Origin of the sequence: Ensifer adhaerens, from assembly GCF_028993555.1 — a bacterium.
In the GTDB taxonomy this organism is placed as follows: domain Bacteria; phylum Pseudomonadota; class Alphaproteobacteria; order Rhizobiales; family Rhizobiaceae; genus Ensifer; species Ensifer adhaerens_I.
In genome coordinates, this window is sequence record NZ_CP118611.1 from 1,667,076 (window position 1) to 1,692,500 (window position 25,425).

General features: G+C 62.0%; 19 protein-coding genes and 2 rRNA genes (1 of these 21 cut by a window edge). 3 read left to right on the forward strand and 18 right to left on the reverse strand.

What is annotated here, in order from left to right:
- Positions 1-8: 8 nt before the first annotated feature.
- The 6 genes from PWG15_RS27730 to dtd form a co-directional block, all read right to left on the reverse strand.
- The gene (locus tag PWG15_RS27730) at positions 9-1,655 is read right to left on the reverse strand and encodes a Na/Pi cotransporter family protein (protein ID WP_275024725.1); all 1,647 of its coding nucleotides are present in this window, start codon (positions 1,653-1,655) and stop codon (positions 9-11) included.
- 22 nt (positions 1,656-1,677) lie between these two features.
- Positions 1,678-1,959: a MurR/RpiR family transcriptional regulator gene (locus PWG15_RS27735; protein WP_275024726.1), complete on the reverse strand. Its 282-nt coding sequence runs from the start codon at positions 1,957-1,959 to the stop codon at positions 1,678-1,680.
- A gap of 2 nt (positions 1,960-1,961) precedes the next feature.
- Positions 1,962-3,671 carry a metallophosphoesterase family protein gene (locus PWG15_RS27740; RefSeq protein WP_275024727.1) on the reverse strand — a complete coding sequence of 570 codons (1,710 nt, stop codon included), beginning with the start codon at positions 3,669-3,671 and terminating at the stop codon, positions 1,962-1,964.
- A complete protein-coding gene (locus PWG15_RS27745; protein WP_275024728.1) occupies positions 3,664-4,284 on the reverse strand; it encodes a dual specificity protein phosphatase family protein in 621 nt (206 codons plus the stop codon). The genes PWG15_RS27740 and PWG15_RS27745 overlap by 8 nt, the downstream gene beginning before the upstream one ends.
- A 57-nt stretch (positions 4,285-4,341) precedes the next feature.
- On the reverse strand, positions 4,342-5,181 hold the full coding sequence (locus PWG15_RS27750; RefSeq protein ID WP_275024729.1) for an inositol monophosphatase family protein: 840 nt from the start codon (positions 5,179-5,181) through the stop codon (positions 4,342-4,344).
- 128 nt (positions 5,182-5,309) lie between these two features.
- Positions 5,310-5,753, reverse strand: a complete 444-nt coding sequence (gene dtd / locus PWG15_RS27755) for a D-aminoacyl-tRNA deacylase (RefSeq protein WP_275024730.1) — start codon at positions 5,751-5,753, stop codon at positions 5,310-5,312.
- Positions 5,754-6,630: 877 nt separating this feature from the next.
- Here dtd and PWG15_RS27760 point away from each other — a divergent pair.
- Entirely contained in the window at positions 6,631-8,190 is a 1,560-nt protein-coding gene (locus PWG15_RS27760; RefSeq protein ID WP_275024731.1) for an ABC transporter substrate-binding protein, read from the forward strand.
- A gap of 48 nt (positions 8,191-8,238) precedes the next feature.
- Here PWG15_RS27760 and PWG15_RS27765 read toward each other — a convergent pair whose 3' ends face one another.
- From PWG15_RS27765 to PWG15_RS27805, 9 genes are all read right to left on the reverse strand, one after another.
- A complete protein-coding gene (locus tag PWG15_RS27765; RefSeq protein WP_275024732.1) occupies positions 8,239-9,180 on the reverse strand; it encodes an electron transfer flavoprotein subunit alpha/FixB family protein in 942 nt (313 codons plus the stop codon).
- Between the two features lie 150 nt (positions 9,181-9,330).
- Positions 9,331-10,095: an electron transfer flavoprotein subunit beta/FixA family protein gene (locus tag PWG15_RS27770; RefSeq protein WP_275024733.1), complete on the reverse strand. Its 765-nt coding sequence runs from the start codon at positions 10,093-10,095 to the stop codon at positions 9,331-9,333.
- A 9-nt stretch (positions 10,096-10,104) separates the two neighbouring features.
- Positions 10,105-11,655: an ABC transporter substrate-binding protein gene (locus PWG15_RS27775; RefSeq protein ID WP_275024734.1), complete on the reverse strand. Its 1,551-nt coding sequence runs from the start codon at positions 11,653-11,655 to the stop codon at positions 10,105-10,107.
- A gap of 39 nt (positions 11,656-11,694) precedes the next feature.
- A complete protein-coding gene (locus tag PWG15_RS27780; protein WP_275024735.1) occupies positions 11,695-12,696 on the reverse strand; it encodes an ABC transporter ATP-binding protein in 1,002 nt (333 codons plus the stop codon).
- Positions 12,693-13,565, reverse strand: a complete 873-nt coding sequence (locus tag PWG15_RS27785; protein ID WP_275024736.1) for an ABC transporter ATP-binding protein — start codon at positions 13,563-13,565, stop codon at positions 12,693-12,695. The genes PWG15_RS27780 and PWG15_RS27785 overlap by 4 nt, the downstream gene beginning before the upstream one ends.
- Positions 13,562-14,467: an ABC transporter permease gene (locus tag PWG15_RS27790; protein ID WP_275024737.1), complete on the reverse strand. Its 906-nt coding sequence runs from the start codon at positions 14,465-14,467 to the stop codon at positions 13,562-13,564. Before PWG15_RS27790 ends, PWG15_RS27785 begins: the two co-directional genes overlap by 4 nt.
- Positions 14,464-15,411 (reverse strand): ABC transporter permease, encoded by a 948-nt coding sequence (locus PWG15_RS27795; RefSeq protein ID WP_275024738.1) that lies wholly within the window; start codon positions 15,409-15,411, stop codon positions 14,464-14,466. The genes PWG15_RS27790 and PWG15_RS27795 overlap by 4 nt, the downstream gene beginning before the upstream one ends.
- 33 nt (positions 15,412-15,444) lie before the next feature.
- Positions 15,445-17,460, reverse strand: a complete 2,016-nt coding sequence (locus PWG15_RS27800) for a CocE/NonD family hydrolase (RefSeq protein ID WP_275024739.1) — start codon at positions 17,458-17,460, stop codon at positions 15,445-15,447.
- A complete protein-coding gene (locus tag PWG15_RS27805) occupies positions 17,460-18,722 on the reverse strand; it encodes an MFS transporter (RefSeq protein WP_275024740.1) in 1,263 nt (420 codons plus the stop codon). The genes PWG15_RS27800 and PWG15_RS27805 overlap by 1 nt, the downstream gene beginning before the upstream one ends.
- A 560-nt stretch (positions 18,723-19,282) precedes the next feature.
- On the opposite strand from PWG15_RS27805, the gene PWG15_RS27810 reads away from it, so the two are divergent.
- Together PWG15_RS27810 and PWG15_RS27815 are read left to right on the forward strand one after the other, a co-directional pair.
- Positions 19,283-21,373 carry an oxidoreductase gene (locus PWG15_RS27810; protein WP_275024741.1) on the forward strand — a complete coding sequence of 697 codons (2,091 nt, stop codon included), beginning with the start codon at positions 19,283-19,285 and terminating at the stop codon, positions 21,371-21,373.
- Between the two features lie 686 nt (positions 21,374-22,059).
- A complete protein-coding gene (locus PWG15_RS27815) occupies positions 22,060-22,206 on the forward strand; it encodes a hypothetical protein (RefSeq protein ID WP_275024742.1) in 147 nt (48 codons plus the stop codon).
- A gap of 386 nt (positions 22,207-22,592) precedes the next feature.
- On the opposite strand, the gene PWG15_RS27820 is transcribed toward PWG15_RS27815, so the two are convergent.
- The 3 genes from PWG15_RS27820 to PWG15_RS27830 form a co-directional block, all read right to left on the reverse strand.
- Positions 22,593-23,806, reverse strand: a protein-coding gene (locus PWG15_RS27820; RefSeq protein WP_192358643.1) for an IS3 family transposase whose coding sequence is annotated in 2 segments (ribosomal slippage) — positions 22,593-23,470 and positions 23,470-23,806 — 1,215 coding nt in all. Because the reading frame shifts where the segments join, the coding sequence is not laid out codon by codon here.
- 307 nt (positions 23,807-24,113) lie between these two features.
- Positions 24,114-24,228: ribosomal RNA gene (rrf, locus tag PWG15_RS27825) — 5S ribosomal RNA — on the reverse strand.
- A 169-nt stretch (positions 24,229-24,397) separates the two neighbouring features.
- A 23S ribosomal RNA gene (locus tag PWG15_RS27830) occupies positions 24,398-25,425 on the reverse strand; it runs 1,769 nt beyond the window's last position.

Below are 25,425 nucleotides of genomic sequence, written 5' to 3' on the forward strand. Positions count from 1 at the left end.
TCGAATTTTCAGGAAATCGCCTGTCGTATACGGCTGTCGATCAGCAATCCGCTCTGATCGAGGATCGGGTGGGCGACCGAGGCGATGTGCGCATTGATGCGCTTCAGATCGCGCAGCATGTCGAGGTGAAGCGAACTGGTCTCGATGCTTTCGGCGCGTCCGTCCCGCAAACGTTGCAGATGCCGCTCCGCCGATTGCCGTTCAAGTCTACGAACGTCCTCTTTCGCTTCCACGAGACGCCGCGCCATCTGATTGTCCCGTGTCGCAAAGACCGTCTGCGCCATGCGCAAGTTCTCGATCGTGATCGCAAAGAGCCGCGACAGTTCCTCATGGCCATCGTGAGAGAAGGTCAGGCCGCGGGCGACCTTCTTTGCAAGCTCGCCAAGAAGCCCTTTGTCGATGATGTCGCCGATATGCTCGAGGTTGATCGCGTAGTCGATGATATCCTTCGCGCGACGGCGATGTTCGTCGTCAATCTCCGCCTGCCCGACGCGTGAAACATAGACCTTGATCTCGTGCTGAACGCGATCAACCCGCCCCTCGAGCGTGCTGATTGCCGCAAGCTTGGCGGGATCCGTCTGCTGCAGTGCATTGTTGGCCTCGATCAGCATGCGTTCGATCAGGTCGCCGACGCCGAGCACCTCGCGGCTGGCCCCGGCCAGTGCCGCGACCGGTGTCGCGAGGTCGCACTGTTCCAGAAACACCGCGCCATCCTCGGCCTTCGGCGGGTCCGGCACAAGCCGCGCAGTCACTCGGGAAAGCGGACGGGCAAAGGGAGCGGCCAGCAACGCAAGCGCGAGGTTGAAGCCGAGATGCGCATCGACCGGCAGCTTGTCATGGGACAGGGGCAACCATTCGAGCAGGAAAGCGGAATAGCCCGCCAGCAGCAGCGCCAACAGGCAACCTACGGCCCGCACGATCAGGTTGCCGAGGGTAACGCGCCGGGCAGCGGGCGCCGCATTTACGGTCGCGAGAACCGGAGGCACGGCTCCTCCGAGATTGGCACCGAGGACGAGAACGATCAGCAGACCGGTCGACAGGCTGCCGGACGACGCGAGCGAGAGGATCAGCACGACGATTGCAAGGCTGGAGGAGGCAAGGACGGCCAGCGCGGCGGACATGATGAGCGCGACCGGCCAGGCCCTGTCGAGCAGAGCGAGGAAGGCCGAAAGCGCTGCGGATTGGCGAAGCGGCTCCGTCGCGCCGCCGATCAGATGCAGCGACAGCAACATCAGGCCGACGCCGACGAGAGCAGCACCCGTGCCCTTGCGCATCTGGGAACCGCCGCGCCCGACGATGACGCCGCAAAGCAGCAGAAGCGGCGAAAGCCATCCAAGGCCGAGGGCGACGATCCAGGCCGTGACTGCGGTCCCGACATTGGCGCCGAGCAGCACGATTTGGGCCATGCGCGGCAAGATAAGGTCGCGCTCGACAAAGGAGGCGACCATGAGCGTGTTGGCCGTTGAACTCTGCAGCGCGATGGTCGCGATGAGGCCGGCGAAAAAGGACCGAAAACCGTCGCGTGTGCCCGCAGCGAGACCGGTTTTCAGGCGAGCGCCGAAGGCGCGTTGCGTGCCGTCGCGCACCTGAGCGAGACCGAACAGCAGCAGGGCCACGGCGCCGAAGAGGTTGATGCTGACGATCGCCGAATCCATGGCATCCCTCCCCGATACGGTTCTATTGCCGGCCGCGCAGCAGCTCCGCCCGGAAGAGCTGTTGAAAGGACGCGTAGGTCTCGAAACCGAGATCGCTGACAAGGCGCATCACCGTTGTCGTCGAGACGCCGCTTTGGATTGCCACTTCGCGCGCGCTTGCAAAGGCCGTTTCGTAGGGGTGGGCAAGGACGAACTTCGCCACCTCCAGTCGCCCGCCCCTCAGTCGGCGCGTTCCGATGCGACAGGACTCCCGCAGCTCGATGAAGGTTGCCGGCGGAACGGTGACGGAGAACGGTTGAGCCATGATCAGGCAGCCGCCTCTTCGCAGGTCGTGTTTTTGATGTCGATCCGTCGATGGCCGGCCTCGGCGCGGTCGAGGAAGGCATCGAAGGCGCCGAAGAAGATCGAGAGGAAGCCCGTTGCCGATCCATCCCAGCCTGCTTCCGGCGCACGACCGAAACGCGCTGAGAGCGCGCGATAGAGCGCTCGCCGCGGCGCAGCAATCCTGTCGAGCGCCAGCACGGCGGCCTGACGCAGACAGTACCAGTCGGTAATCAGTTCGAGCATCTCCAGGCGCGCCAGTCGGGCGGCATCCTCGGGCCAATGTGCCGAAATTGCTTCGAGCACGCCTTCTATCGCGCCGGCGCCAGCCATGAGTTCGCAAGCCTCAGCGACCGACAACCCGGATATCCGCTCGACGACATCTTGCGGCCATTCCTTCGGGAAGTAGCGATGCTGCACGAGGGCGCGTTTGTGTGCTCTCAGAAACGATCCGTAGTCCGGCACCTCGAAGGCCGGGCCCGGTGCTTCGCCCGTTCGAGCCGTCTCCCGTCCGTAGGCTTCAAAAACGCGCCGGTCGACGGCGGCCGACGCCAGTTCCACGGTCTCGATGGATATCTTCGAGACGGAGGGGTCGATCACCTTGAAAGCCGGTGGAAAGGCGACGAGCGAAGGCACGGCCACATTCACGATCGAGCGGCCGCTGCGTTCACGACGGGTGACGCCTTCGACATGCAGATGCCCGCTGAAATGGAGGGTTAGCCCGGCATTGGCCAGCGCCGCTGCCACCGCTTCGCGCGGCGTCCTGCGGGCAATGTTGGTCTCGCCGAAAAGCACACCTTCAGCGCCCGTCGCACCGTCGAAGGGATCGAGCACCGGGTAATGCGAGAAAGCAAGCAGGGTCTTGCCGAGGCGTTCCGCGCGCGCGGTGACATCCGCGATCCAGTCAATGACGAATGGTTTCAGCCGAAGAAGCGCGTTCCAGCCGGCTCCGGTGCTATCAATGAACGCGGCTTCCTCGCCTTCTTCGAAAACGCCGTCGCGCGGCTCAAAGACATTGGCGTCGATCATCATCAGCCAGAGGCCCGGTTCGGGCTCGACCAGGTAGGAGGCGTCCATCAGCGCATAGGTGTTGCAGCCATCCGGAGACGGGACTTCGTAAAGGCGGTCCTCAGCCCTGTCCGAGGCGCCGAACGGCGTTTCCCAATGGATATAGTCGGGTTTCCTGAAGTAGCCGAACGCGGCCATCGGCGCGAGGCCAATCGGGTATCCCTCGCAATACATGCGCGACGTGGCGTAGACGCCGGGGGCGGCCTTTTCGTCATCGCTCGTGACGAGGACCCCGGCATCGCTCCGATCGAGGAACTGTTTCGTGTGGTGGCGGCCCTTGGGGCCGTAGATGTCGTGATTGCCGGGAAGCGCGTAAAAGCGCGTATCGTGCTCGCGCTCATGTCGGTCCAGAATGATGCGCAGGCGTTCGGTCGTCTGCCTCTGGCCATCATCGGTGTAGTCGCCGAGCAGGACGACGTGACGGATGCCGCGCCGGGCGACCTCCGAAAGCGCCTCGTCCAGTGCCCGGGCGCTCTCGTTGAAGACGCGGGTGGACTCGCGCGTATCGGCCCAACTTCTGACGGCCAGCCGCTTTCCATCGATCTCGATCGCCGGAAATTCGAAATCGCCCTCGAGGTCATGGAAATGGGCGTCGGCAATGACGGCGATCTTCGGCAGATCATCCATTGGTCCTAACCTCCGCGCGCGAGGCTTCGACGAGATCGATCCAGCTGGAGGCGCGTCTTGCCGCCTCGTAGAGCATCGGCTTCGGCGTTTCGAACCATTCGTCCTGCCTCAGTTGCCGGTGCTCGCGAATGTGGGCGACGGCCGCCTCGAGGGTCGGATAGAGGTGCGGCTGCTGCTTATGCAGGAAAAGCGCCACAAGTGATACGGAACGGCTACGCCCGCCACGGCAATTGACGAGGACGTTGCCGCCGTCGGCGAAGGGATAGGTGGCGCGCTTCGGCATCGTCTGACGCAGGGCGCCGTCGAGAATGTAGTAGGCGCCGAGCATCATCGTGTCGGGGCTGCCATCGCCATCGATCATGCCGAGCTTGTAGTAGCGGATATCGGCGTAACCGCTCGCGCACAGATCATCGTTGATGGCGACCTCTTCCTCGCGCACGAGATTGATGTCCAGATTGATCGCGCAGTTGACGACGATGGTGATCCCGTGGCGCCTGAGCAGTTCCAGGTCCCGCGCGCCATCGCTGCCGCCGATATAGAGATCGGCGTTGCGGGGCCCGAGCCCGGAGGCGATGAGGCTGATCGCTGGCCGCGAGTAAATCGGTGCGTCCATTGCAATTCCCTTGTCATAGCGGCGAACACGCCGTTCGCCATCGTCATCGATCACTGTTCAGGCGGGCTGAAGTTCGGCCGCCAGCTCGCTGCCCTGGATGCGGATGCCTGACGCTGCGCTCACGCCATCGGCGATGGCCGGCGTCGATGCCAGGACCGGGCCTCCTCCCAGAAGGCTGCCGATCTCCATGAATGGGCATACGGCGCCGCCGGCCTCGGAGACGAGCAACAGCCCTGCAAGGCAATCCCAAGCGTTCATGTGCAACTCCACATAGGCGTCGGAGCGGCCGTCGGCAACATAGGCGAGGGCCAGTGCTCCCGATGCGCCGCGTCGCACGTTGGCGCCCTTTTCGAGCATCAGCCGCATCGTCTCCAGGTAGGTCTCATCGGGTACCCGGCGGGACCATCCCATCTCGACCGAGGCGGCATCGAAACTCGTGGTCGACGAAACCTTTATGGGCTTGCCGTTCAAGGTTGCCCCGGCGCCCCGGCGGCAAAGATAGAGTTCGTCCTCGGCCGGGTTGTAGATCGCGCCAATTTCCGCCCTGCCCTCTTCGACGTAGGCGATCGAGATGCAGAAATGCGGGATGCCACGCGCGAAGTTCGCCGTCCCATCCACCGGGTCGACGACCCAGACCCGATCGGCAACAGTGCCGCCGCCCTCTTCGCCCAGGAACGCATCGTCGGGAAAGTGCTCGGCGATGGCCTGGCGAATGTGAGCTTCGGAAGCGGCGTCGGTCTCGGTCAGAAAATCCTGCGGGCCCTTCATCGAGAAGCCGCGTTCCGCACTTTGCCTGAAACCGCTGAGCACCAGGGCGCCGGCCGAGCGAATGACGTCTCGGCATAGCAAAGCGCGTCCGGCAAGGTCATTCGAATAGCGCGACTTGTAATCGTTCATCGATGGAGCTCCATTGCACACGCGTGCATATTTGCACGCGTGTGCATGGCGCGCAAGCCGAAATTACGGACTCACCTTGCTGGAGGTGGAGGGCGAATGGACTCGAGCTATCGAAAGCGGAGGGCGGGTTAACCGGACGCAGTGTCCAGCCAGATCGTGACAGGACCATCATTGGCCAAATCAACCCGCATGTCCGCGCCGAAGATGCCATTCGCAACGGCAACGCCAAGGGCCGAGACATTGGCGGAGAAGTTCTCATACAGGCGTTTGCCCTCATCCGGCGGCGCAGCCGTCGAAAAGCCCGGTCGGTTGCCCTTCGTCTCAGCGGCCAACGTGAACTGGCTGACGATGAGAGCCGAGCCGCCGATATCGGCAAGCGAACGGTTCATGCGATCCGCTTCGTCCCGGAAAATGCGCAGGTTGACGATCTTGCGGGCCAGCCATTCGCATTCCTTTTCGGTATCGCCCTTCATCGCACACACGAAGACCAAAAGACCATTGCCTATTTCCCCCGCCACCGCCTCATCGACGGTGACACGCGCAGATGAAACGCGCTGGACAAGTGCTCTCATGGCAACGATTCTCCCAATGGTCCCCGTTCTTATCGGCTCCGAGGCGGGCGCAATCAAGCTCTCCCCAGGACCGCGCGCCAAAGCTTGGGAGTTCGTCGTTGAAATCGTAATCGCAGGCATTTGGGCGACCGGCCGTGCGCGACCGCCGGAACGGAGAGCAACGCGTCGGGGTGCTGGACGCGGACAGGACCATGGTGGCGGCCGGCCCCGGTGATATCCGGCAGCGCGGCCCGTTGAATTGTCAACAACTACACAAAAGATAGTATTCATTATTGTTGACAATTGCGTTGACAAATCTCTTCGGTGTGCAATTCTGCCAATCAGCAAGGCACGAGCTAGGGAGGAGCAGTGTTGATGCAGGGTCCTTGGAAGACCGTCGCGACAGCCTATTCGCTGGGCTTTTTGCGACGGGCGCACACGCCACCACGCGCCGCCGGTCCGGCCAACGTGACAGCTTCTCACTCGATCTCCATTTTCCGCGCACCCATTTTGCAAGCAGATCCATGTAGGGTTGCTGCGGGCCGAGCCTGAGCTCGAGGCGATGCCTGCGCCAGCCACCCGCAGGCAGCTGATCGACAACAGGACTTGGCGTTCCCAGCTGCGCCCGTGCCAACGTTTCACAACAGTGCGGATTTCAAGGCCGACGCCTTGGTTGCCCGCTGCCAATGAACTCGACCGCCAGACGTGGTGTTCGAAACGATGGCGCTCGCGCTGGTCGGAGACAAGCAGATCATGATCCCGCTGCATCGCCGGTCGATGGCGATGACCAGAGAGATCGAGCAGGTCGTGTTCGCGCCGACATCAAGGCGCGTCACTGGCCGAGCCGTAGAAGATTCCCATCCGGGGATAAGTGACTTCAACCTGGGAGAACTGCAGAATGCTCAAGAAGTTGACTCTCGCGGCCGTCATGTCGGCTGCGCTCTGCGCGGCGGCTCAAGCGGAAACGCTTAAATGGGGCGCTTCGCGCGACATCTACTCGCTTGATCCCTACTCTTATGGTGACAGCTACACCCTGTCTTTCCTCAACCACGTTTATGAGGGGCTGGTCCGCTTTGACGCCGAACTAAAGATCGAGCCGGCGCTGGCGACATCCTGGGAGACCGTATCGGATACCGTGTGGCGGTTCCATCTGCGCGAAGGCGTCAAGTTCCATGATGGCGCCGACTTCACCGCAGACGACGTGATCGCCTCTCTCACCCGGGTCAGCGATCCAGTGTCTCCGTTGCGCGGAAACCTTCCGGCCTACAAATCAGCGAAAAAAATCGACGACCATACCATCGATATCGAACTGACCGGGCCCTACCCGCTGCTCCTGAACGACCTGACGAACATCCACATCTTCGACGCGACCTGGCTCACCGACAACAACTCGCTGAAGCCGACGGATGTCGGCAAAAAGATCGAAGGCTACGCAACCTACCACACCAACGGCACGGGTCCTTTCAAACTCGAGAGCCGCACGCCCGACAGCAAGACCGTTCTGGTCAAGAACGACAAGTGGTGGGACGCGGCGAAGTCCAATATCGATCGCATCGAGTTCACGCCGATCGTCTCGGCTGCGACGCGCGTGGCCGCGCTGTTGTCGGGCGAGATCAACTTCACCGAGAATGCACCTGCGCAGGATCTTCCACGCCTCGTCGCGCAGCCGGACCTGAAAGTGATGGAGCGCACGGATCTGCGCACCATCATGATGGGTTTCAACCGCAAGCCGAAACTGGCCGACGGCGTCGACAACAAGTTCAACGACCTGCGTGTCCGCCAGGCTGTCGCCCATGCGCTCGACAAGGACCTCATCCAGAAGCGGGTCATGCGCGGCAAATCAAGGATGGCGGGCGCGATCGTTGCGCCGGAGATTCCGGGATACATCGAAGCGCTGGACAAGCTTGTGCCGTTCGACCCCGAACTGTCGAAGAAGCTGCTCGCCGAAGCCGGCGCAAGCGATCTCCCCTTCACCCTCGTCTGCACCAACGAGGCCTATGTCAACGAAGAGGAACTCTGCCAGAGTATCGTCAACATGCTGAGCCGCGCTGGCTTCAAGCCGCAGCTCGACATCGGCCCAACGGCCGCACAGGCGCCCAAGCGCACGGGTGGCCTGTCTGACGTCTACATCATCGGCTGGGCGAACGAGCCAATGCTCGACAGCTACTCGATCCTGCTCCAGATGATCGAGACGAGGAGTGACAAGGCGGGCGTCTTCAACTGGGGCGGCTGGAGCTATCCGGACATTGACAAGCTGATCATCCAGGCATCTACCGAAATGGACCGCACGAAACGGCTCGAGCTGCAGACCAAGGCACTCCAGATGGTCAAGGACGAACTGATCATGTTGCCGCTGCACCAGCAGCCAATGGCCTGGGTGATGAGCAACAAGATCGATCGAGTCGCTCAACTGGCGGACAACAAGCCGCGCCATTGGCTCACTCATTTCGCTGAGTAGCGCATCTGCTTGAAGCTGGAACGCCAAGCGTTCCAGCTCCTGTTCGGTTCAATGCGCCTTTTCGAATTCGGGCAGAACCTCGAAGAGATCGGCAACCAGGCCGTAGTCGGCGACCTGGAAGATCGGTGCCTCCTCGTCCTTGTTGATCGCGACGATGACCTTGCTGTCCTTCATGCCGGCGAGGTGCTGGATCGCACCGGAGATGCCGCAGGCGATGTAGAGGTCGGGTGCGACCACCTTGCCGGTCTGGCCGACCTGCCAGTCGTTCGGGGCATAACCGGCGTCGACAGCCGCACGGCTTGCGCCGACGGCGGCACCGAGCTTGTCGGCAACCGGCAGGATCACTTCCTGGAACTTTTCCGACGAACCGAGCGCGCGACCACCGGAGATGATGATCTTGGCAGACGTCAGTTCCGGACGATCGGACGACGACAGCGCGTCGGCGACAAAGCTCGAAACGCCGGGGTTGGCGGCAGCCGAGACGGTCTCGATCGCCGCCGAACCGCCTTCAGCGGCAGAGGCGAATGAGGCGGTGCGCACGGTGATGACCCGCTTTTCTTCCGTCGTCTGCACCGTCTGGATGGCGTTGCCGGCATAGATCGGGCGTTTGAAGGTGTCGGACGAGACGACCTCGATGATTTCCGAGACCTGGGAAACGTCGAGCAGCGCAGCAACGCGCGGCATGACGTTCTTGCCGACCGAGGTCGCGGCGGCAACGATGGTGTCGTAGCTGCCGGCAAGCGAGACGATCAGCGCGGCCAGCGGCTCGGCGAGGTTGTTGGCAAGCGAGGCGTCCTCGGCAACCAGCACCTTGGCAACGCCCGCAAGCTTGGAGGCCTGTTCGGCAGCAACCTTGGCACCGGCGCCGGCGACCAGGATGTGCACATCGGCTCCAGTCCCACTGGCAATCTTGGCGGCCGCGCTCAGCGCCTTGGCGGTCTGGTCGGAAAGGTGGTTGCTGTCGTGGTCAGCCAGAAGAAGAATGGCCATGATCTTGTCCTCTAGAAAAATGGTTCGTTCCCGAAATCCGTCAGGCCCTGGCTAAAACGGGGAGGCGCGAGAACCGGCGCGCAGCGTACTTTTGGTACGTGAGCACCGGAAGCGCAGCGACACGCCGTTTGCAGGCGGGCCTCACGGATTTCAGAGCACGCCGGCTTCGACTTTAAGCTTCTCGACCAGCTCGGCGACCGACTTGACCTTGATGCCGGCCTTGCGGCCCGACGGCTCCTCGGTCTTCAGCACCTTGAGGCGGGCGGACGTGTCGACGCCGAAGTCGGCCGGCGACTTCTTGTCGAGCGGCTTCTTCTTCGCCTTCATGATGTTGGGCAGCGAGGCATAACGCGGCTCGTTCAGCCGCAGGTCCGTGGTGACGACGGCGGGAAGCTTGATGTCGATGGTCTGCAGGCCGCCATCGACTTCACGCGTCACCCTTGCTGTGCCCTCTGGTGCCTTGCCATCGCCGATCTCGACCTTGGAGGCAAAGGTGCCCTGCGCCCAGCCGAGCAGCGCCGACAGCATCTGGCCGGTCTGGTTCGAATCGTCGTCGATCGCCTGCTTGCCGACGATGATCAGCCCCGGCTGTTCGGCGTCGGCAACGCCCTTGACGATCTTGGCCACGGCGAGCGGCTCGACCTGGTCTTCGGTCTCGACCAGGATGGCGCGGTCGGCACCCATGGCGAGCGCGGTGCGCAGCGTCTCTTCGGCCTTGGCCGGACCGACGGAAACGACGACGACCTCATCCGCCTTGCCGGCTTCCTTCAGCCGCAGCGCTTCTTCGACCGAGATTTCGTCGAAGGGGTTCATTGACATCTTCACGTTGGCGAGATCAACGCCCGAACCGTCTGCCTTCACGCGGATCTTGACGTTGTAGTCAACCACCCGCTTCACCGTCACAAGTATTTTCATGGCTGCTCCTCACACCTTCTCGAACCGGGGAATGTCCATGTAGCCATCGGCCAGCAGGAACGGCTTGACGCCCTGCCGTGCCACGGCGGCGAAGGTCTCGTGCGTCAGGAAGACGAAACCGCCTGACTGTTCCATCAGATCCTGCATCTTCCGGTACATCGTATCGCGCTTGGCCAGTTCGGGCTCGGCCATCGCCTGCAGGTAGAGCGTTTCGAACTCCGGGCTGTTGAACTGCGACCAGTTGAGCTGGCCGATCTGCGAGGGGCGGAACCAGGCGAGATTTTCCGCCGGATCGACACCGCCCGCAAAATTCATCAGCACCATGTCGATCCCATTGCTGCCGTCTGGCGCCTTGTCGCCGAGCGTCCAGAAAACGGCGTCGTCGAGGGCATTGATCTCGACGGTGACGCCGATGACGCCGAGCAGCGCCTGCACGATCTGGCAGGTCAAAAGGCTCGTCTTGTCGTTGAGCGCAGAAAGGGTGAGTGAAAGGTCGGACACGCCTGCCTCCTCCAGCAGTGCCTGCGCCTTCTCCATATCCGGCGCGTAAAGGATCGCCTCGCGGTGACCGATCATGCCGGGCGGAACGACGCCGGTCGCCGGCTCGGCCAGGTCGGAATAGGAGCCGGCCATGATCTGGCTGACGTCGACCGCGTGCTGAATGGCCCGCCGCACCCGCTCGTCGGCGAATTTCGGATTTGCCAGGTTGAGGCTGAGCCAGATCATCCGGCTGCCGTTCATCTCGATCAAGTCGCTGTTTTCCGGTAGCGCCCGGCGGTAGGTCGCCAGCGTGTTGAGGCTGACCTTGGTGTAAGAGACGGCCTTCGCCTCATAGGCGAGCGCGCCTGCCTCGTCGTCGAGCACGATCTCGAACTTCACCGCAGAGAACGCCGGCTGCGGGCCTTTCCATAGCGGGTTGCGCTTCAGCAGCAGCGATTGCTTGGGAACCCAGGTCTCGATGAGGTAGGGCCCGGCCGTGGCCGGCGGTTCCGTCGTGAACTTGCCGCCGACCTTTTCGACGGCTTTCTGGCTGACGATGTGGCCCATATAGTAGGGCAGCGTCGTCACCCAGAACGGCACGGACGGCGTCTTCAGCCGGATGATGCCGGTGCGTTCACCAGTGATCTCGACCTTATCCATCGTATCGAACGCATAGGCCCAGGGTGAGTTGTTGGCAGGTGCCGCGACGCGCTCGAACGAGTACTTCACGTCCTCCGCCGTCACCGGGCCGAAACCGTCAGACCATTCCAGCCAGTCGTTGAGTTCAAATTCGATTTCGGTCGGCGATTTCTGTACGAGGCTTTTCGCCGCATAGGCCTCCCAGCCGGGCGTCGCCCTGACGTCGTTCAGACGATTGAGCGATGGGAAGATGCAGCGGCCGATCTCCTCCTCCAGCGACCCGTTCTGGAAGGCCGGATCGAGGATCTGGATATCGGAGCCGCCGCGCACGACAAGCGTGTCGCCTTCGGCCGCATAGGAAAGCTGCGGGCGGATCATGGCAGCGGCAGCGGCAGCAGCCGCCGCCGATGCCGCCAGAAATTGTCGTCTGTTCATGGACATCTGAATTCTCCTCCTCAGATGATGATGGCTCGATCGATTTCAGGCTTCGACCAGTTGAGGCCGCTTGGCGGCGTCTGCGAGCGGAAAGTGACAGCGCACGCGCTGGCCGTTCGCATCGGCGATTTCCTGGGGTGGGCGGGTGCGGCAGAGGCTCTCGGCAAAGCGGCAGCGCTCATGGAACTCGCAGCCCGACGGGCGGGCAAAGATGCTCGGCACCTCACCGAGGACAGGCGGTTCGCTGCGCCGGTGCTGCGGATCCGGAATCGGTTCGCTATCGAGCAGGGCCTTGGTGTAGGGGTGTTGGGGGTTGCGGAAGATTTCCGCCGTCGGGCCGCTTTCGACCACCCGGCCGAGATACATGATCACCAGCTCGTCGGAGATATGCCGCGCGACCGCGAGGTTGTGGGTGATGATCAGGAAGGCCGTATCGTGCTTTTCCCGGATGTCCAGGAACAGGTTCATCACGCCGCCCTGCACGGAAACGTCGAGGCCGGCCGTCGGCTCATCCGCGACAATCAGGCTCGGCACGACAGAGAGCGCCCGGGCAACGGCGGCGCGACGCGCCTGACCGCCGGAAAGCGCGTGCGGAAAGCGCGACAGCAAGGACGAAGGCAAACCGGCAAGCTGCGCCAGCGCGGCGATCGCCTCGGCCGTGGTTTCGCCCGCGCCGGCGATGCGGCGAGGCTCGGCGACGATGTCACCGATGCGCTGCCGCGGATTGAAGGACGAGGCCGGGTCCTGGAAGAGCAGCGAGGTTTTCTCTCGAATCGGCCGGAAGCTCGCCTTCGAAAAGTCGGCGAGCGGCGTACCCTTGAAGCGGATTTCGCCGGCCGTTGGCTGCGTCAGGCCGAGCAGGGCCATGCCGAGCGTGGTCTTGCCCGAGCCACTTTCGCCGACAACACAGACGATCTTTCCGGGCCTGAGCGCCAGAGAAACGTCGACGACGATGTCGAGCTTGCGACCTGCGCCAAGAAGGCGTCCCCGCGTGCCGATACTGACACCGAGACCACGGGCTTCGAGAATGGGTGTCTGTTCCGTCATGCCAAATTCCTCCCCTCGCGGGCAATGCTTAGCGCCTCATGGTCGATGACCGGCATGCGATGAAGGCCGGGGGCGATCAGCGCCGGTTCGCAGGCAAACAGCGCTTTCGTGTAGGGATGCGTCGGCTTCGCAAAGATCGCTTCCACCGGCCCTTGCTCGACCACGCGGCCGGCATACATGACGACCACGCGATCGCAGATCTCGGCGATGACGCCGAGGTGGTGGGAGATCATCAGCACGGCGACACCGGCCTCAGCGCGCAACTCCCGCATCAGATGCAGGATCTGCGCTTCCATGGTGACATCGAGGGCGGTTGTCGGCTCATCCGCGATCAACAGCTGCGGCCGCATCATCAGCGCGGCGGCGATCGCCACCCGCTGGAGCATTCCGCCTGACAGCTCGAACGGATAATTCGACAGGCGCCTCGCCGGATTGGACAGTCCCACCTGTTTGAAGACCGAAACGATCCGCTCGCGTTTTTCCTCCCTGGACAAGGTAGTCTCCCGCCACAGAAGCTCGGTAAGCTGGTCGCCCAGCCGGTGCAGCGGGCTGAAGGTGGTCATCGGGTTCTGGAAAACCATGGCGGCACCCGGACCGCGAACGGAGCGGAAGGCCGAACCGTCGGCGCCAAGCAGGTTGGTGCCGGCAAGCGACAGCGTCTTGCCCATGACTGAGGCCGAGGACGGCAGCAGGCCAAGGATCGAGTGGGCAAGCGTGGACTTGCCGGAACCGCTTTCGCCGATGATGCCGACGATTTCGCCGGGCTGGATGGTGAGATCAACATTCGAGACCGCCGGCCGGCCGGCATAGGAGATCGACAGTTCTTCGATCTCAAGCACCGGCTGCATCTTTTGCTGCGCCGTCCTCATGCCGTCTTCTCCTTCGCAAGCTTGGGATCGAGCGCGTCGCGCAGGGCCTCGCCGAAGAAGGTGAAACCGATCGTCGCGAGGATGATGGGCACGCTGCCGACCAGAACCGGCACCGGCGTGTTGCGGATCACGGCAAAAGCGTCCGACAGGATGTTGCCCCAGCTTGGGACCTGTGGCTTGACGCCGAGGCCAAGAAAGGAAAGCCCGGCTTCGAGCGTGATCACCGTGGAGATGTCGAGACAGGCCAGGATGAGCAGCGGTCCGACGACATTCGGCAAGAGGTGGACGAAGAGAATGCGCAGGCTGGAGGCGTTCATCACTTGCTCGGCCCTGATGAAGTCCCGCGCCTTGAGGCTGAGTGTCTGGGCGCGCACGAGCCGGGCATAGGACGGCACGGAATAGGCAACGATAACGAGGATGACCGTCGAGACACCCGGCCCGAGCAGCACGACGATCGCGAGACCGAACATGATCATCGGCAGCGAGCTGAGGCTGTCGAAGATCAGCACGAGCAGTCCATCCAGCCAGCGCGGGCCGTAACCGGCGATCAGGCCTAGCGGAATGGCGGCGGCCAAAGCGGCGGCAAGCGAAACGAGCGCCACGGTCATCGCCGTTCGCGTGCCGAGAATGACACGGGTGAAGAGATCGCGTCCAAGCTGGTCGGTGCCAAGCCAGTGGGCAACCGAAGGGCCGGCAAGGCGATTGGTGACGCTGATCGCCGTCGGCGAATAGGGCGCGATCCAGGGCGCAAGGATGGCGACGAGCGTGATCGTCACGACGAGGACCAGGCCAATCGCCCCAAGCGGCGTGGAAAGGATCTGTCGGAGGGTGCGCGCGATCCGGAAGGATCGCCTCTCGTTGAAGCCGGTGGCGGCACGCATGGCGGAGACTGCCTCGCTCATTGAAGGGCCCTCTTCACGCGCGGGTCGAGCACCGCCGCCAGGATATCGGCCAGGATCATGCAGCTGACATAGAGGGCGGCGGTCACCATGACGGTGCCAATGACCACCGGGAAATTTCGGGTGATGACGGCGTCGTAGGTCATCTTGCCGAGGCCGGGACGCGAAAAGACGATCTCGGCAAAAACCGACCCGGTCAGGAGGCCGCCGAAACCGATGGCGATGACAGAGAGAACCGACAGCATCGACTGGCGCAGCGCATAGCGCAGGATCACCCGTCGTTGCGCCACGCCGAAGGATTGCAGCGTGCGCACATAGGGCTCGTTCATCGCCTCGATCATCGCAGCGCGCACAATGCGCGAGACATAGCCCACCCAGCCGAGACCGATCGCGAAGGACGGCAGGATCAACGCCTTGAGATAGCCAAGCGGGTCGGTCATCTCGCCAGCGCCGATAGCCGGAAGCCAGTTGAGCGTCACGGCAAAGAGAAGCAGCGTGTAAAGCGAAACGACGAAGGAGGGCACGGCAACGAAGCCGATGGAGAGGAGACCAATCATCCAGTCCGGCCAGCGCCCGCGATAAAGCACGGCAAGGCAGCCGAGCGCGACGCCGAGTGCCACCGCCCAGACGAAGCTCGCGAGCGCCAGCGTGACCGTATGCGGCAGCACCTCGGCAATCATCGTCAGCACCGGCCTGCGGCTCCAGACGTCGACGCCGAGATCGCCGACCGACAGCCGACCGACAAACAGGCCGAGCTGTTCGTAAAACGGGCGATCGAGGCCCATCATCTGATGGAAGGAAAGCCGCATTTCAGGCGTCGAGCGCGCGCCAAGCGCGACGACTGCCGGATCGCCCGGGATCATGTGCATCAGGCTGAAGAGCATGAGCGCGACGACGAAAAGGATGACGACGCCAAGCCCTATTCGCCGCAAGATGAAGAGTGTCATTGGGTTCCCCTCTTTGTTTATGGATGACCGGGACTAGAGGTGATCCCGGTCGATGTGTCGTTCGCCGGTGCGTTCGAAGACGACCTCTCCCTGTTCCAGGGCGAGAAGCTGCCATTGCAGGCGAAACTGGGTTGCAGTGGATGTCAGCGTGACCTTCGAGCGCGTTTCGACATTGGCCTCGCCGCTGGTGAAGGCCATGCCCCAGCCGGTCTCCAACGTGGCCGAAAGCGGGTCTCCGTCGGTGAGCTCCATGCGGTCGACAACGCAGGCGGCCGTGAGGATCGAGCGATCGGGCAGCCAGTAGCGGCCGAAGTCGCTGGTGAGTGCCACCGCTTCGCGTCCGGAACCGACATCGCGGCGAATTTCGCGGCGGTGCTGCAACGGTGCGATTTCGGTGACCTCGAGCGGCGGCGCGATCTCGACCGGCGCGAAGGAGGGCGCCACCTCGCCGATGACTGGGATCCGCACCGGCAGCAGGAGCTGCGACGAACCCGGAAGAAGCCGGATGGTCGGCCTCTGTGGCGACGGCCAGAGGATCGGCCAGAGCTGCGTTGTCAGCACCAGCCGCAAGCGATGGCCCGCCGGAAAACGGCGGCCTATGTGGCCGAGCGTGATACGGGCTGCGAACGCCTCGCCCGGCCGTAGAGTTTCCGGTTCCGCGTGGCCGTTGCGGTGGGTGAGGTTCAGGCATCCCCAGGTGACCAGCGTCGACGTGCCGTCCGGGGCGACATCGCAGATTTTCGCAACCAGCTGAGCGTCGGCGACATCGCAGATACCGCGGAACTCGACCTCACAGGCCCCCAGAATGTCGACGTCGGTGGTGAGCGGATCGCTGTCGAAGACGAGGCCGAGGCCGTCTTCCCGGCGCTGGTCGAGCGCCATGTCAGGAGCCTCGCCGCCGTAGCCGCCGAAACGGCCGAAGTCGCGCATCGTCACCATCGGCGTCGAGAGAACGACCGCCTCGCCGGCAACCGGCTCGTCTGCCAACCCCCTGGCGTTCAGCTGGAGGGTGCGGGTCTCTGCGTTCGGCGACGGCCAGGATGGCTCGCCGACCCAGCGGCCGGGGTGATCGGCATAGAACGGGGCCGGCCGATGCGGATCCATGATCCAGGCGGTATAGACGGGCTCGTCCATGATGCCGGTGTCGATGCCGCAGAGCCAGTGCCGCCACCAGCGGATCGCCTCCTGCATGTAACCGATCGCAGGGCCGGGCTCCCCGAGGAACGGATAGGCATGCGACCACGGGCCGACCAGGCCCTTGCGCGGCCCCGAGAGGCCTTCCAGCAGCCGTGGCACAGCATTGAAATAGGTGTCGTCCCAACCGCTGATCGCATAGACGGGAATATCCACCTTGGAGAAATCCTCGCAGATGGAGCCGCGCTGCCAATAGGCGTCGCGACGCTGATGCTGAAGCCATACGTCGGACCAGCAGGTGGAAGCCTCCAGCCGCTCCTTCCACATCTCCCGCCAGCGCGCACCGACGATCTGCGGATCCGGCGGCAGGGCGCCGAGCCCCAGGATGAAGGACGACCACATGGCGTCTTCGGTCAAAAGGCAGCCGCCGGCATAGTGTACGTCGTCGGCGTAGCGATCGTCGGAGCAGCAGAGCGCGATCACCGCCTTCAGTGCCGCCGGCCGCCTCGCGGCAACCTGCAGGGCGTTGAAGCCACCCCAGGAGATGCCGGTCATGCCGACGGCACCGGTCGACCAGGGCTCAGCGGCAAGCCAGGCGATGATGTCCTCGGCGTCGTCGAACTCCTGCTCGGTGTATTCGTCGGTCAGGACGCCCTCGCTGTCGCCGGAGCCGCGAATGTCGACGCGGCAGCAGGCAAAGCCGTGACCAGCGACATAAGGGTGCATCTTGACGTCGCGAAAGACGGTTCCATCGCGGCGGCGGTAAGGAATGAGTTCGAGGATCGCGGGTACCGGCGAAGCCTCGGCGTCTTCGGGCAACCAGATCGTCGCGGCCAACCGGCAGCCATCGCGCATCGGGATGAAGATGGGGTCGAGGCAGCGCACGGCGCGCGGAAAGGTGGTGACAACGGACATCAACGTTTCTCGTCTTTCCTGGGGGTCTGATGGTCGTCGGCAGGCAGCCACTGGTAGACCTCAGGCGAGGTCTGCGGATAGGTGACGAAATCCTTGCGGCGCTTCACGCGGGCACGGCTGAGGCGGCGCCAGAGGGCAAAAAGGGCAAAGGCGACGGAAAGAGAGCCGGCATACCAGAAGAAGGCATTCGCGCCGAAGCGATCAATCCCGGTCGCTCCGATCAACGGTCCGATGGTGCCGCCAAAAGCCCAGATCAGCAGGAGATTGGACGAGAGCGGTACGAAATCCGCAGGCTCCGCCCGATCGTTGGCATGTGCCACGCCAAGGGGATAGAAGATTTCGGAAATCCCGCCGAAAACCGAAAAGAGCACCAGCAGCATCCAGAACGGCGTTGCGACCGTGATCGTGAAGAACAGGCCGCACACCGCGACGAGGACGACGGCGAGCGTCAGCATCATGTTGATGCGGTCGAGTTTGTCGGAAAGCGCCCCCAAGGGAAACTGCAGGAAGAGCGCGCCAAGCACGACGGCCGACATCAGAAGCGCGATGCGGTCCTGCGTGAAGCCGAGATCGAGCACGTAGAGCGAACCGATGTTGGCAAACGTCGAAGAAATGAGCCCCGTCAGCAGACAGGCGAAGGCCCCGAGCGGAGTGGTTCGGAACGCCCGCAGGATATGGATGCCGACCGGCGCGTGCAGCTGCGGCTCGCCCACCCAGATCGCGGTCACGGGCACCAGCGCCAGCACGTAGAAGGCTGCCGAGAACATCAGCATGTCGTTGCCCGAGGGATCGATATCGCGCGCCAGCAACTGGCCGAGCCCGTAGAACAGGCCGATCACGAGAACATAGAGCGTCAGCGCCCGGCCGCGCCCGCTGTTTGGAACCATGGCGTTCAGCCAGCTTTCGATGATGACGGTCTGACCGGCATTGACGAAGCCCATCACCGCCATCAATGCCATGAGCACGGCGATCCCCGGGTTGAAGGCGATCGAGAGCAGGAGCACGGCTGCAAGCGCAGAAAAAGCCGCGTAGGCGCGCACTTCTCCCACCGAGCGGATGAGGCGGGTCGAGCCGATGCAGCCGACGAGAAAGCCGGCACTTTCTGCCATGACGGCGAGACCGACGACACTCGCGCCATCGCCGGCAGAGACCAGCCGCAGCGGCAACAAGGTGTGAAACAGTCCCGATCCGGCCGCATGCAGCGCCCCGCCGGCAAGCGGCGACGCAATCGACCAAACGGGCAGGCTTTGCACCTGGCTCATGACACGACTCCTTCCCTGCGGGAGGCTGAAAATCTCCAACAGCGACCATCAAAGGCAAATTTCGAATGTGAAGACCCACAGCCGCAGGTGGCGTTCACCGCGGCATGTTCAGGCCTCGTCCGTCCGGCGTATCAGGTCCGAGCGGTGTATTTGTGTTTCCTCAAGTTACGCACAAACCGAAAATCGGCGCAAGAGAAATTATACGACCTTATAATTAATCCAGTACAACATTGATATTATTTGATCTTATCGATTTTAATCCGCATTTTTAGCGCCGTATCTCCCCACGCGAATGCTCCCGAAGGAGTATACACAACCTCAATGTAACGCATTGTTTTATAATAATTTTCAGAACATTCTCTTCGTCGGCGCAACCGACCTGGCCACAGGTCGGCGGGGATCATGAAGAAACGAAATGATCTCAAAACAATTTGCCATGGCAGAAATTATACGTTTGTATAGCAATTGTCTTGCAAGGTGGTCGCACTTGGCTATTTTGGTGCCCTCACAGCTTGTTGGCACAGGCCCCCTCAGATCGCTTTCTATTTATGGTTGCAACAATGTCCCGAGACCCCCGCTTCGATATTCTCTTCGAACCCGTCAAGATCGGCCCGGTCACGGCGCGCAACCGCTTCTACCAGGTGCCGCACTGTTCCGGCATGGGATACCGCTATCCGAACGCCGAGGCGCATCTGCGCGGCATGAAGGCCGAGGGTGGCTGGGCTGTTGTCTCCACCCAGGAGGCGGAAATCCATCCAACCTCGGACCTGACGCCGGCAAACGAAGCCCGCATCTGGGATGAAGGTGATCTTCCGGCACTTTCTGCAGTCACCGAACGCATTCACCACCATGGCAGCCTCGCGGCCATCCAACTCGTGCACAACGGCCTGCATGTCGCCAACCGCTTCACCCGGATGATCCCGCTTGCGCCGTCGCATGCAGTCAGCGACAGCCTCGACCCCGTTCAGGCCCGCGCCATGGACAAGGCCGACATTGCCGACATGCGCCGCTGGTATCGCAACGCCGCCTTGCGCGCCAAAAGGGCCGGCTTCGACATCGTCTATCTCTATGCCGGCCATGATATGAGCGTGCTGCAGCACTTCCTGTCCCGCCGTCACAATGATCGCAACGACGAATATGGCGGTTCCTTTGAAAACCGGCTGCGGCTGTTCCGTGAGATCCTGGAGGATACCCGGGAGGCGGTCGGCGACACCTGTGCGCTCGCCGTGCGGCTGGCCGTCGACGAACTGATGGGGCCGTCAGGTATTACCAGCGAAGGAGAAGGCAAGGACATCATCTCCGCACTCGCCGAACTTCCAGACCTGTGGGACGTCAACCTTTCCGACTGGTCCAACGACAGCCAGACGGCCCGCTTCTCCGAGGAAGGCTACCAGGAGCCCTACACCCGCTTCGTCAAATCCGTGACCACCAAGCCGGTGGTCGGCGTCGGGCGCTACACGTCGCCCGATAGCATGGTGCGGGTGATCCGCCAGGGCATCCTCGACTTCATCGGTGCAGCCCGCCCGTCGATTGCCGATCCCTACCTGCCAAAGAAGATCGAGGAAGGCCGCATCGACGACATCCGCGAATGCATCGGCTGCAACATCTGCGCGTCGGGCGACAATACCAACGTGCCGATGCGCTGCACGCAGAACCCGACGATCGGCGAGGAATGGCGCAAGGGCTGGCACCCGGAAATCGTCACGTCGTTGCCGGCGCCCGAGCCGGCGCTGATCATCGGCGGCGGCCCGGCGGGTCTCGAAGCGGCGCGCGCGCTTGCCCAGCGCGGCGCCGATGTTGTGCTTGCCGAAGGAAGTGGCGAATGGGGCGGACGGGTCGCGCGCGAATGCCGCCTGCCAGGACTTGCGACCTGGGGCCGCGTTAGGGACTGGCGCGTTGGCCAATTGACCACGCAGGTCAATGCCGAACTGTATCTGCACAGCCCGCTGAGCGCCGACGACGTGCTGCAATACGGCATTCCGCATGTCGCGATCGCGACCGGCGCGAAATGGCGATCCGACGGTGTCGGCCGCACCCACCGGCAACCCCTCGAATTCCTGAAAGAAGGCGCACTCGTTTCGCCCGACGCGCTTCTTGCCGACGGCGCGACGGCCGTGTCCGTCGACGGTCCGGTCGTGATCTTCGATGACGACAGCTTCTATCTCGGCAGCGTGCTTGCCGAACTGCTCGCCAAGGCTGGCCTGGAGGTGGTCTTCGTGACACCCGAACCTCAGGTCTCACCCTGGAGCAAGAACACGCTTGAACAGGGCCGGGTGCAACGGCGTCTCATCGAACTCGGCGTTGAGATCATTCCTGCCGTGGCGCTCGCGGGCCGCAGGAAGGACCGGCTTGAACTTGCCTGTGTCTATAGCGGCAAGACCCGGCAGATCGACTGTGGCACCCTCGTTCCTGTCACGGCGCGGTTGCCCGATGAAACCCTGTGGCATGACCTGAAAGCACGGGAAGCGGAATGGGCCGATGCGGGGATCAAGTCTGTTGTCCGGCTGGGCGACTGTCTGGCGCCTGGTCTCATTGCCGCCGCCGTCTATTCGGGACACGAATATGCCCGCACCTACCAGGAACAGATCGATAGGGACCGGATACCCTTCCTGCGCGAGGACATTGCAGTGCTTCACGAGATCAAAGGTTAGGTAGCAACACACCATCGCGGCCTGCTCCACCACGCTCACCGCGACGCGTCTGGAGCGGGCCACCGTCAATGAACAAGCAACGGATGCCTCCAGCACACCGTGTCTGCAAGACCGCTACGTCGGCGCCAGAGAGCGCCTCAGTAATTTCGCTGCGAATTCAATCTCATCTTCAGTCGACGCAGCAAAGCCAACGAGAAGTGCCTTCCGCGGCGATCTCCGGTTGGCATAGTAGTAGGATAGTTGTTCGACGCCAAGATTGTTGTGCCGGCAACGGTTTAGCACCGCATCCTCATCCACCGACTGATCCCTGTAATAGCAGAGATTGTAGAACCCCGACGCGGCTCGAATATGTCGGCAAAGTCAGACCGCAGGATTTGTAAGAGGCAGTTCTGGCGCTTGGCATAGATCCGGCGCATCCGGTGAAGGTGACGGACATAGTGACCGTCCTCGATAAGGCGGCCGACGACCTGTTCGGTGATTGCGGCAACGCCCTGTAACGAACCTGGATCAGCCGGCGGCATTTTTCCGCAAGCGCCCTGGGCATGATCATGTAACCGACGCGGAGAGACTGCAGCAGCGTCATGCTGAAGGCGCCGACATAGATGACCTGACCGACCTGATCGAGCGCTTTCAGCGGTGGAATCGGGCCACCCCGATACCGAAACTCGCTGCCCAGATCGTCCTCGATGATCAGCGTCTCGCGGTCGGCCGACAACACACTCTCAACCTATAAGATCGGCAAGGACAACAATAAGCGTCTCTTCGAAGTGCTCAGCAACTCCGATGCCGGGATCCTGTCGCTCGTGGTTGCTCCTGATCCCGACAATCGCTGATAGTCAATGAGGTTCGGGGGACTTCAGCCGAAGCTGATCGAGCAAACTACGCGCTGAATAGGAGTGCGCGGCGGCGAGTGTCGCGCCTCCCGGCCTATTCCTCCTACTGGTATCCTTTTGCCCTAGGCTGGAGTTCAGTTGGTGCGCCGCTCAGCGGCCACTCTCCTTGTTGGAAACTCGGACGGTGACGTTTCGGACGGTGGATGGAGGTGTTGATCGGTGGCTGATCTTCGGATGGGCGTTCTCACCTCGCCGGTTTTGGTGTCCTTGAACGTCAAAAAGCCCGCGGACGTTTTTGTCTGGCGGGCTTTTTGTTTGATTTGGTTGCGGGGGCAGGATTTGAACCTGCGGCCTTGGAGTGCCCCCCATTTCGCCAGACAAGTCAGCTATTGAGACAATGCTTTGATGAATTCCCTTGGGGATGCCATTTTCAGCGCTGAATGCGGATGGATTTCGTTGTAATCCTCGATCCATCCATCGATGTTCCGGAGCGCTGTGTCGGCGTCGGGAATGGGTGAGATACGTATGTAGTCGCGTTTCAGGGTTTTGACGAAAGCCTCCGACATACCGTTTGATTGAGGGCTGGCGACCGGCGTGAAGCACGGGACCAGATTGAGGGCCTGAGCAAACAGCCTGGTTTCCCTTGCTGTGTAGGCGCTGCCGTTATCGGACAGATGTTCGATGGCATGTGGGGCACGCGTGCCACCGAAGCGTTTCTCGACTGCTTCCAACATCATATCGCGGACGTCAGAACCGGAGATCCCGGCATTGGCGACCGCCGCCCACGAGATGATCTCTCGATCAAACGCGTCGATGATAAAAGCAAGGCGGACCACCTCGCCATTCCAGCAGGTGAACTCCAGGCCATCGGAGCACCAACGAAGGTTCGACCGCATCACCATGACCTTGCCGTCGTGGACGCGGCCCTTGCGCACGGCGGTGTGCTTCTCAAGGATCATGGCGTGGTTGGCCATGATGCGGTGGACCCGCTTGCGGTTGACGACCGGCTGATCGGCGGCCCGCCGCTGCCTGTTGAGAAGGGCAGCGATCCGCCGATAGCCATAAGTTGGCCTGGCATCCACCAGCTTGCGAATGGCAGGCAGCAGCTCGGCATCGTCCGCTTTGAGGTAGGGTCCGCGAGGCTTGGACTTGCCCTTCAGACGTTCGGAGAGATTAGAACGCGACACGTGTAAGGCCTCCGCCACCGCCTTCATCGGGAACCGCCCTTCGGCAACAATATCGGCCGCGATATCGGTTTTTTTGACTGGGCTTTGGAAAGGGCTTCGCGAAGAATCTCGTTCTCCAGCGTCTTGCGTCCGAGAATGCGCTCAAGCTCGCGCACTCGATCTTCCAGCTTCTTCACCTCAGAATTGCCGATTACCGGCTCGTCGGAGTCCACCGCCACCGCACCTCCCTCGCTCAAGAGCCGACGCCAGCGATAGAGAAGGTTTGGCGCAACTCCATGCCGCCGAGCCGCAGAGGAAACCGTCTCCCCTGGGGCATAGCTCTCCTCGATGATCTGCAGTTTGCGTTCCGTTGTCCAGCGCCGCCGCCGGACGTCACCGATCATCAGGTCAACCTGTCGAAACTCGTTAGACATAAGCCTATCCTCAAGCCTGTGCTTGAGCCTTCCTGCTTATGCTGAGTGTCCGGTCGAAAGTGGGGGCAGTTCAGGCCTTCAGGTTATGAGCCTGACGAGCTACCGGGCTGCTCCACCCCGCGTTATCCGGGTTTTGCCGGAAGCAAAATCCCGTTTGATCCGGTCCGGGTTTTGCGAAGCAAAATCCCGTTGTTTGTCTTGGTCTAGCAAAACAAAAGGGCCGCTTGAGGGCGGCCCGTGTTCGGCTGGGCCGAGGGATGAAGAGAAGATGATCGTTTGATTTCCGGATTTTTCTTGCGATTTGCAGACCTGGCAGCGACCTACTCTCCCGCGTCTTAAGACGAAGTACCATCGGCGCTGGGGCGTTTCACGGCCGTGTTCGGAATGGGAACGGGTGCAGCCACCCCGCCAGAACCACCAGGTCGGCAAAGCGCAAGATTTGCGCTAGCGAAGCGCAAACCGGATTGAGAAGCTGGTTGAAGTCTGCGTAAACCGCCTGCGGTTTATCGCTTTCACTTCATTTGTTTTGAACACGTCGCTCATCCGGACGAATGCTTTGCATTCGCCTTGTGATGAACACAAGCAATGGGAACGATCAAGCCAATCGAACGATTAGTACTGGTAAGCTTCATGCGTTGCCGCACTTCCACACCCAGCCTATCAACGTGGTCGTCTTCCACGGTTCTCAAGGGAATACTCGTTTTCAGGTTGGTTTCCCGCTTAGATGCCTTCAGCGGTTATCCATTCCATATATAGCTACCCTGCTATGCCCTTGGCAGGACAACAGGTCCACCAGAGATATGTCCATCCCGGTCCTCTCGTACTAGGGACAGATCCTGTCAATATTCCTACACCCACGGCAGATAGGGACCGAACTGTCTCACGACGTTCTGAACCCAGCTCACGTACCGCTTTAATTGGCGAACAGCCAAACCCTTGGGACCTGCTCCAGCCCCAGGATGCGATGAGCCGACATCGAGGTGCCAAACAACCCCGTCGATATGGACTCTTGGGGGTCATCAGCCTGTTATCCCCGGCGTACCTTTTATCCGTTGAGCGATGGCCCTTCCACGCGGGACCACCGGATCACTATGACCGACTTTCGTCTCTGCTCGACTTGTCAGTCTCGCAGTCAGGCGGGCTTATGCCATTGCACTCGACGACCGATTTCCGACCGGTCTGAGCCCACCATCGCGCGCCTCCGTTACTCTTTCGGAGGCGACCGCCCCAGTCAAACTACCCACCATACACTGTCCCGGATCCGGATGACGGACCGCGGTTAGACATCCATGACGATAAGGGTGGTATTTCAAGGATGGCTCCACAAGAACTGGCGTCCCTGCTTCAAAGCCTACCACCTATCCTACACATGCCGACACGAATGCCAGTGTAAAGCTATAGTAAAGGTGCACGGGGTCTTTCCGTCTGACCGCAGGAACCCCGCATCTTCACGGGGAATTCAATTTCACTGAGTCTATGCTGGAGACAGCGGGGAAGTCGTTACGCCATTCGTGCAGGTCGGAACTTACCCGACAAGGAATTTCGCTACCTTAGGACCGTTATAGTTACGGCCGCCGTTTACTGGGGCTTCGATTCAGAGCTTGCACCCCTCCTCTTAA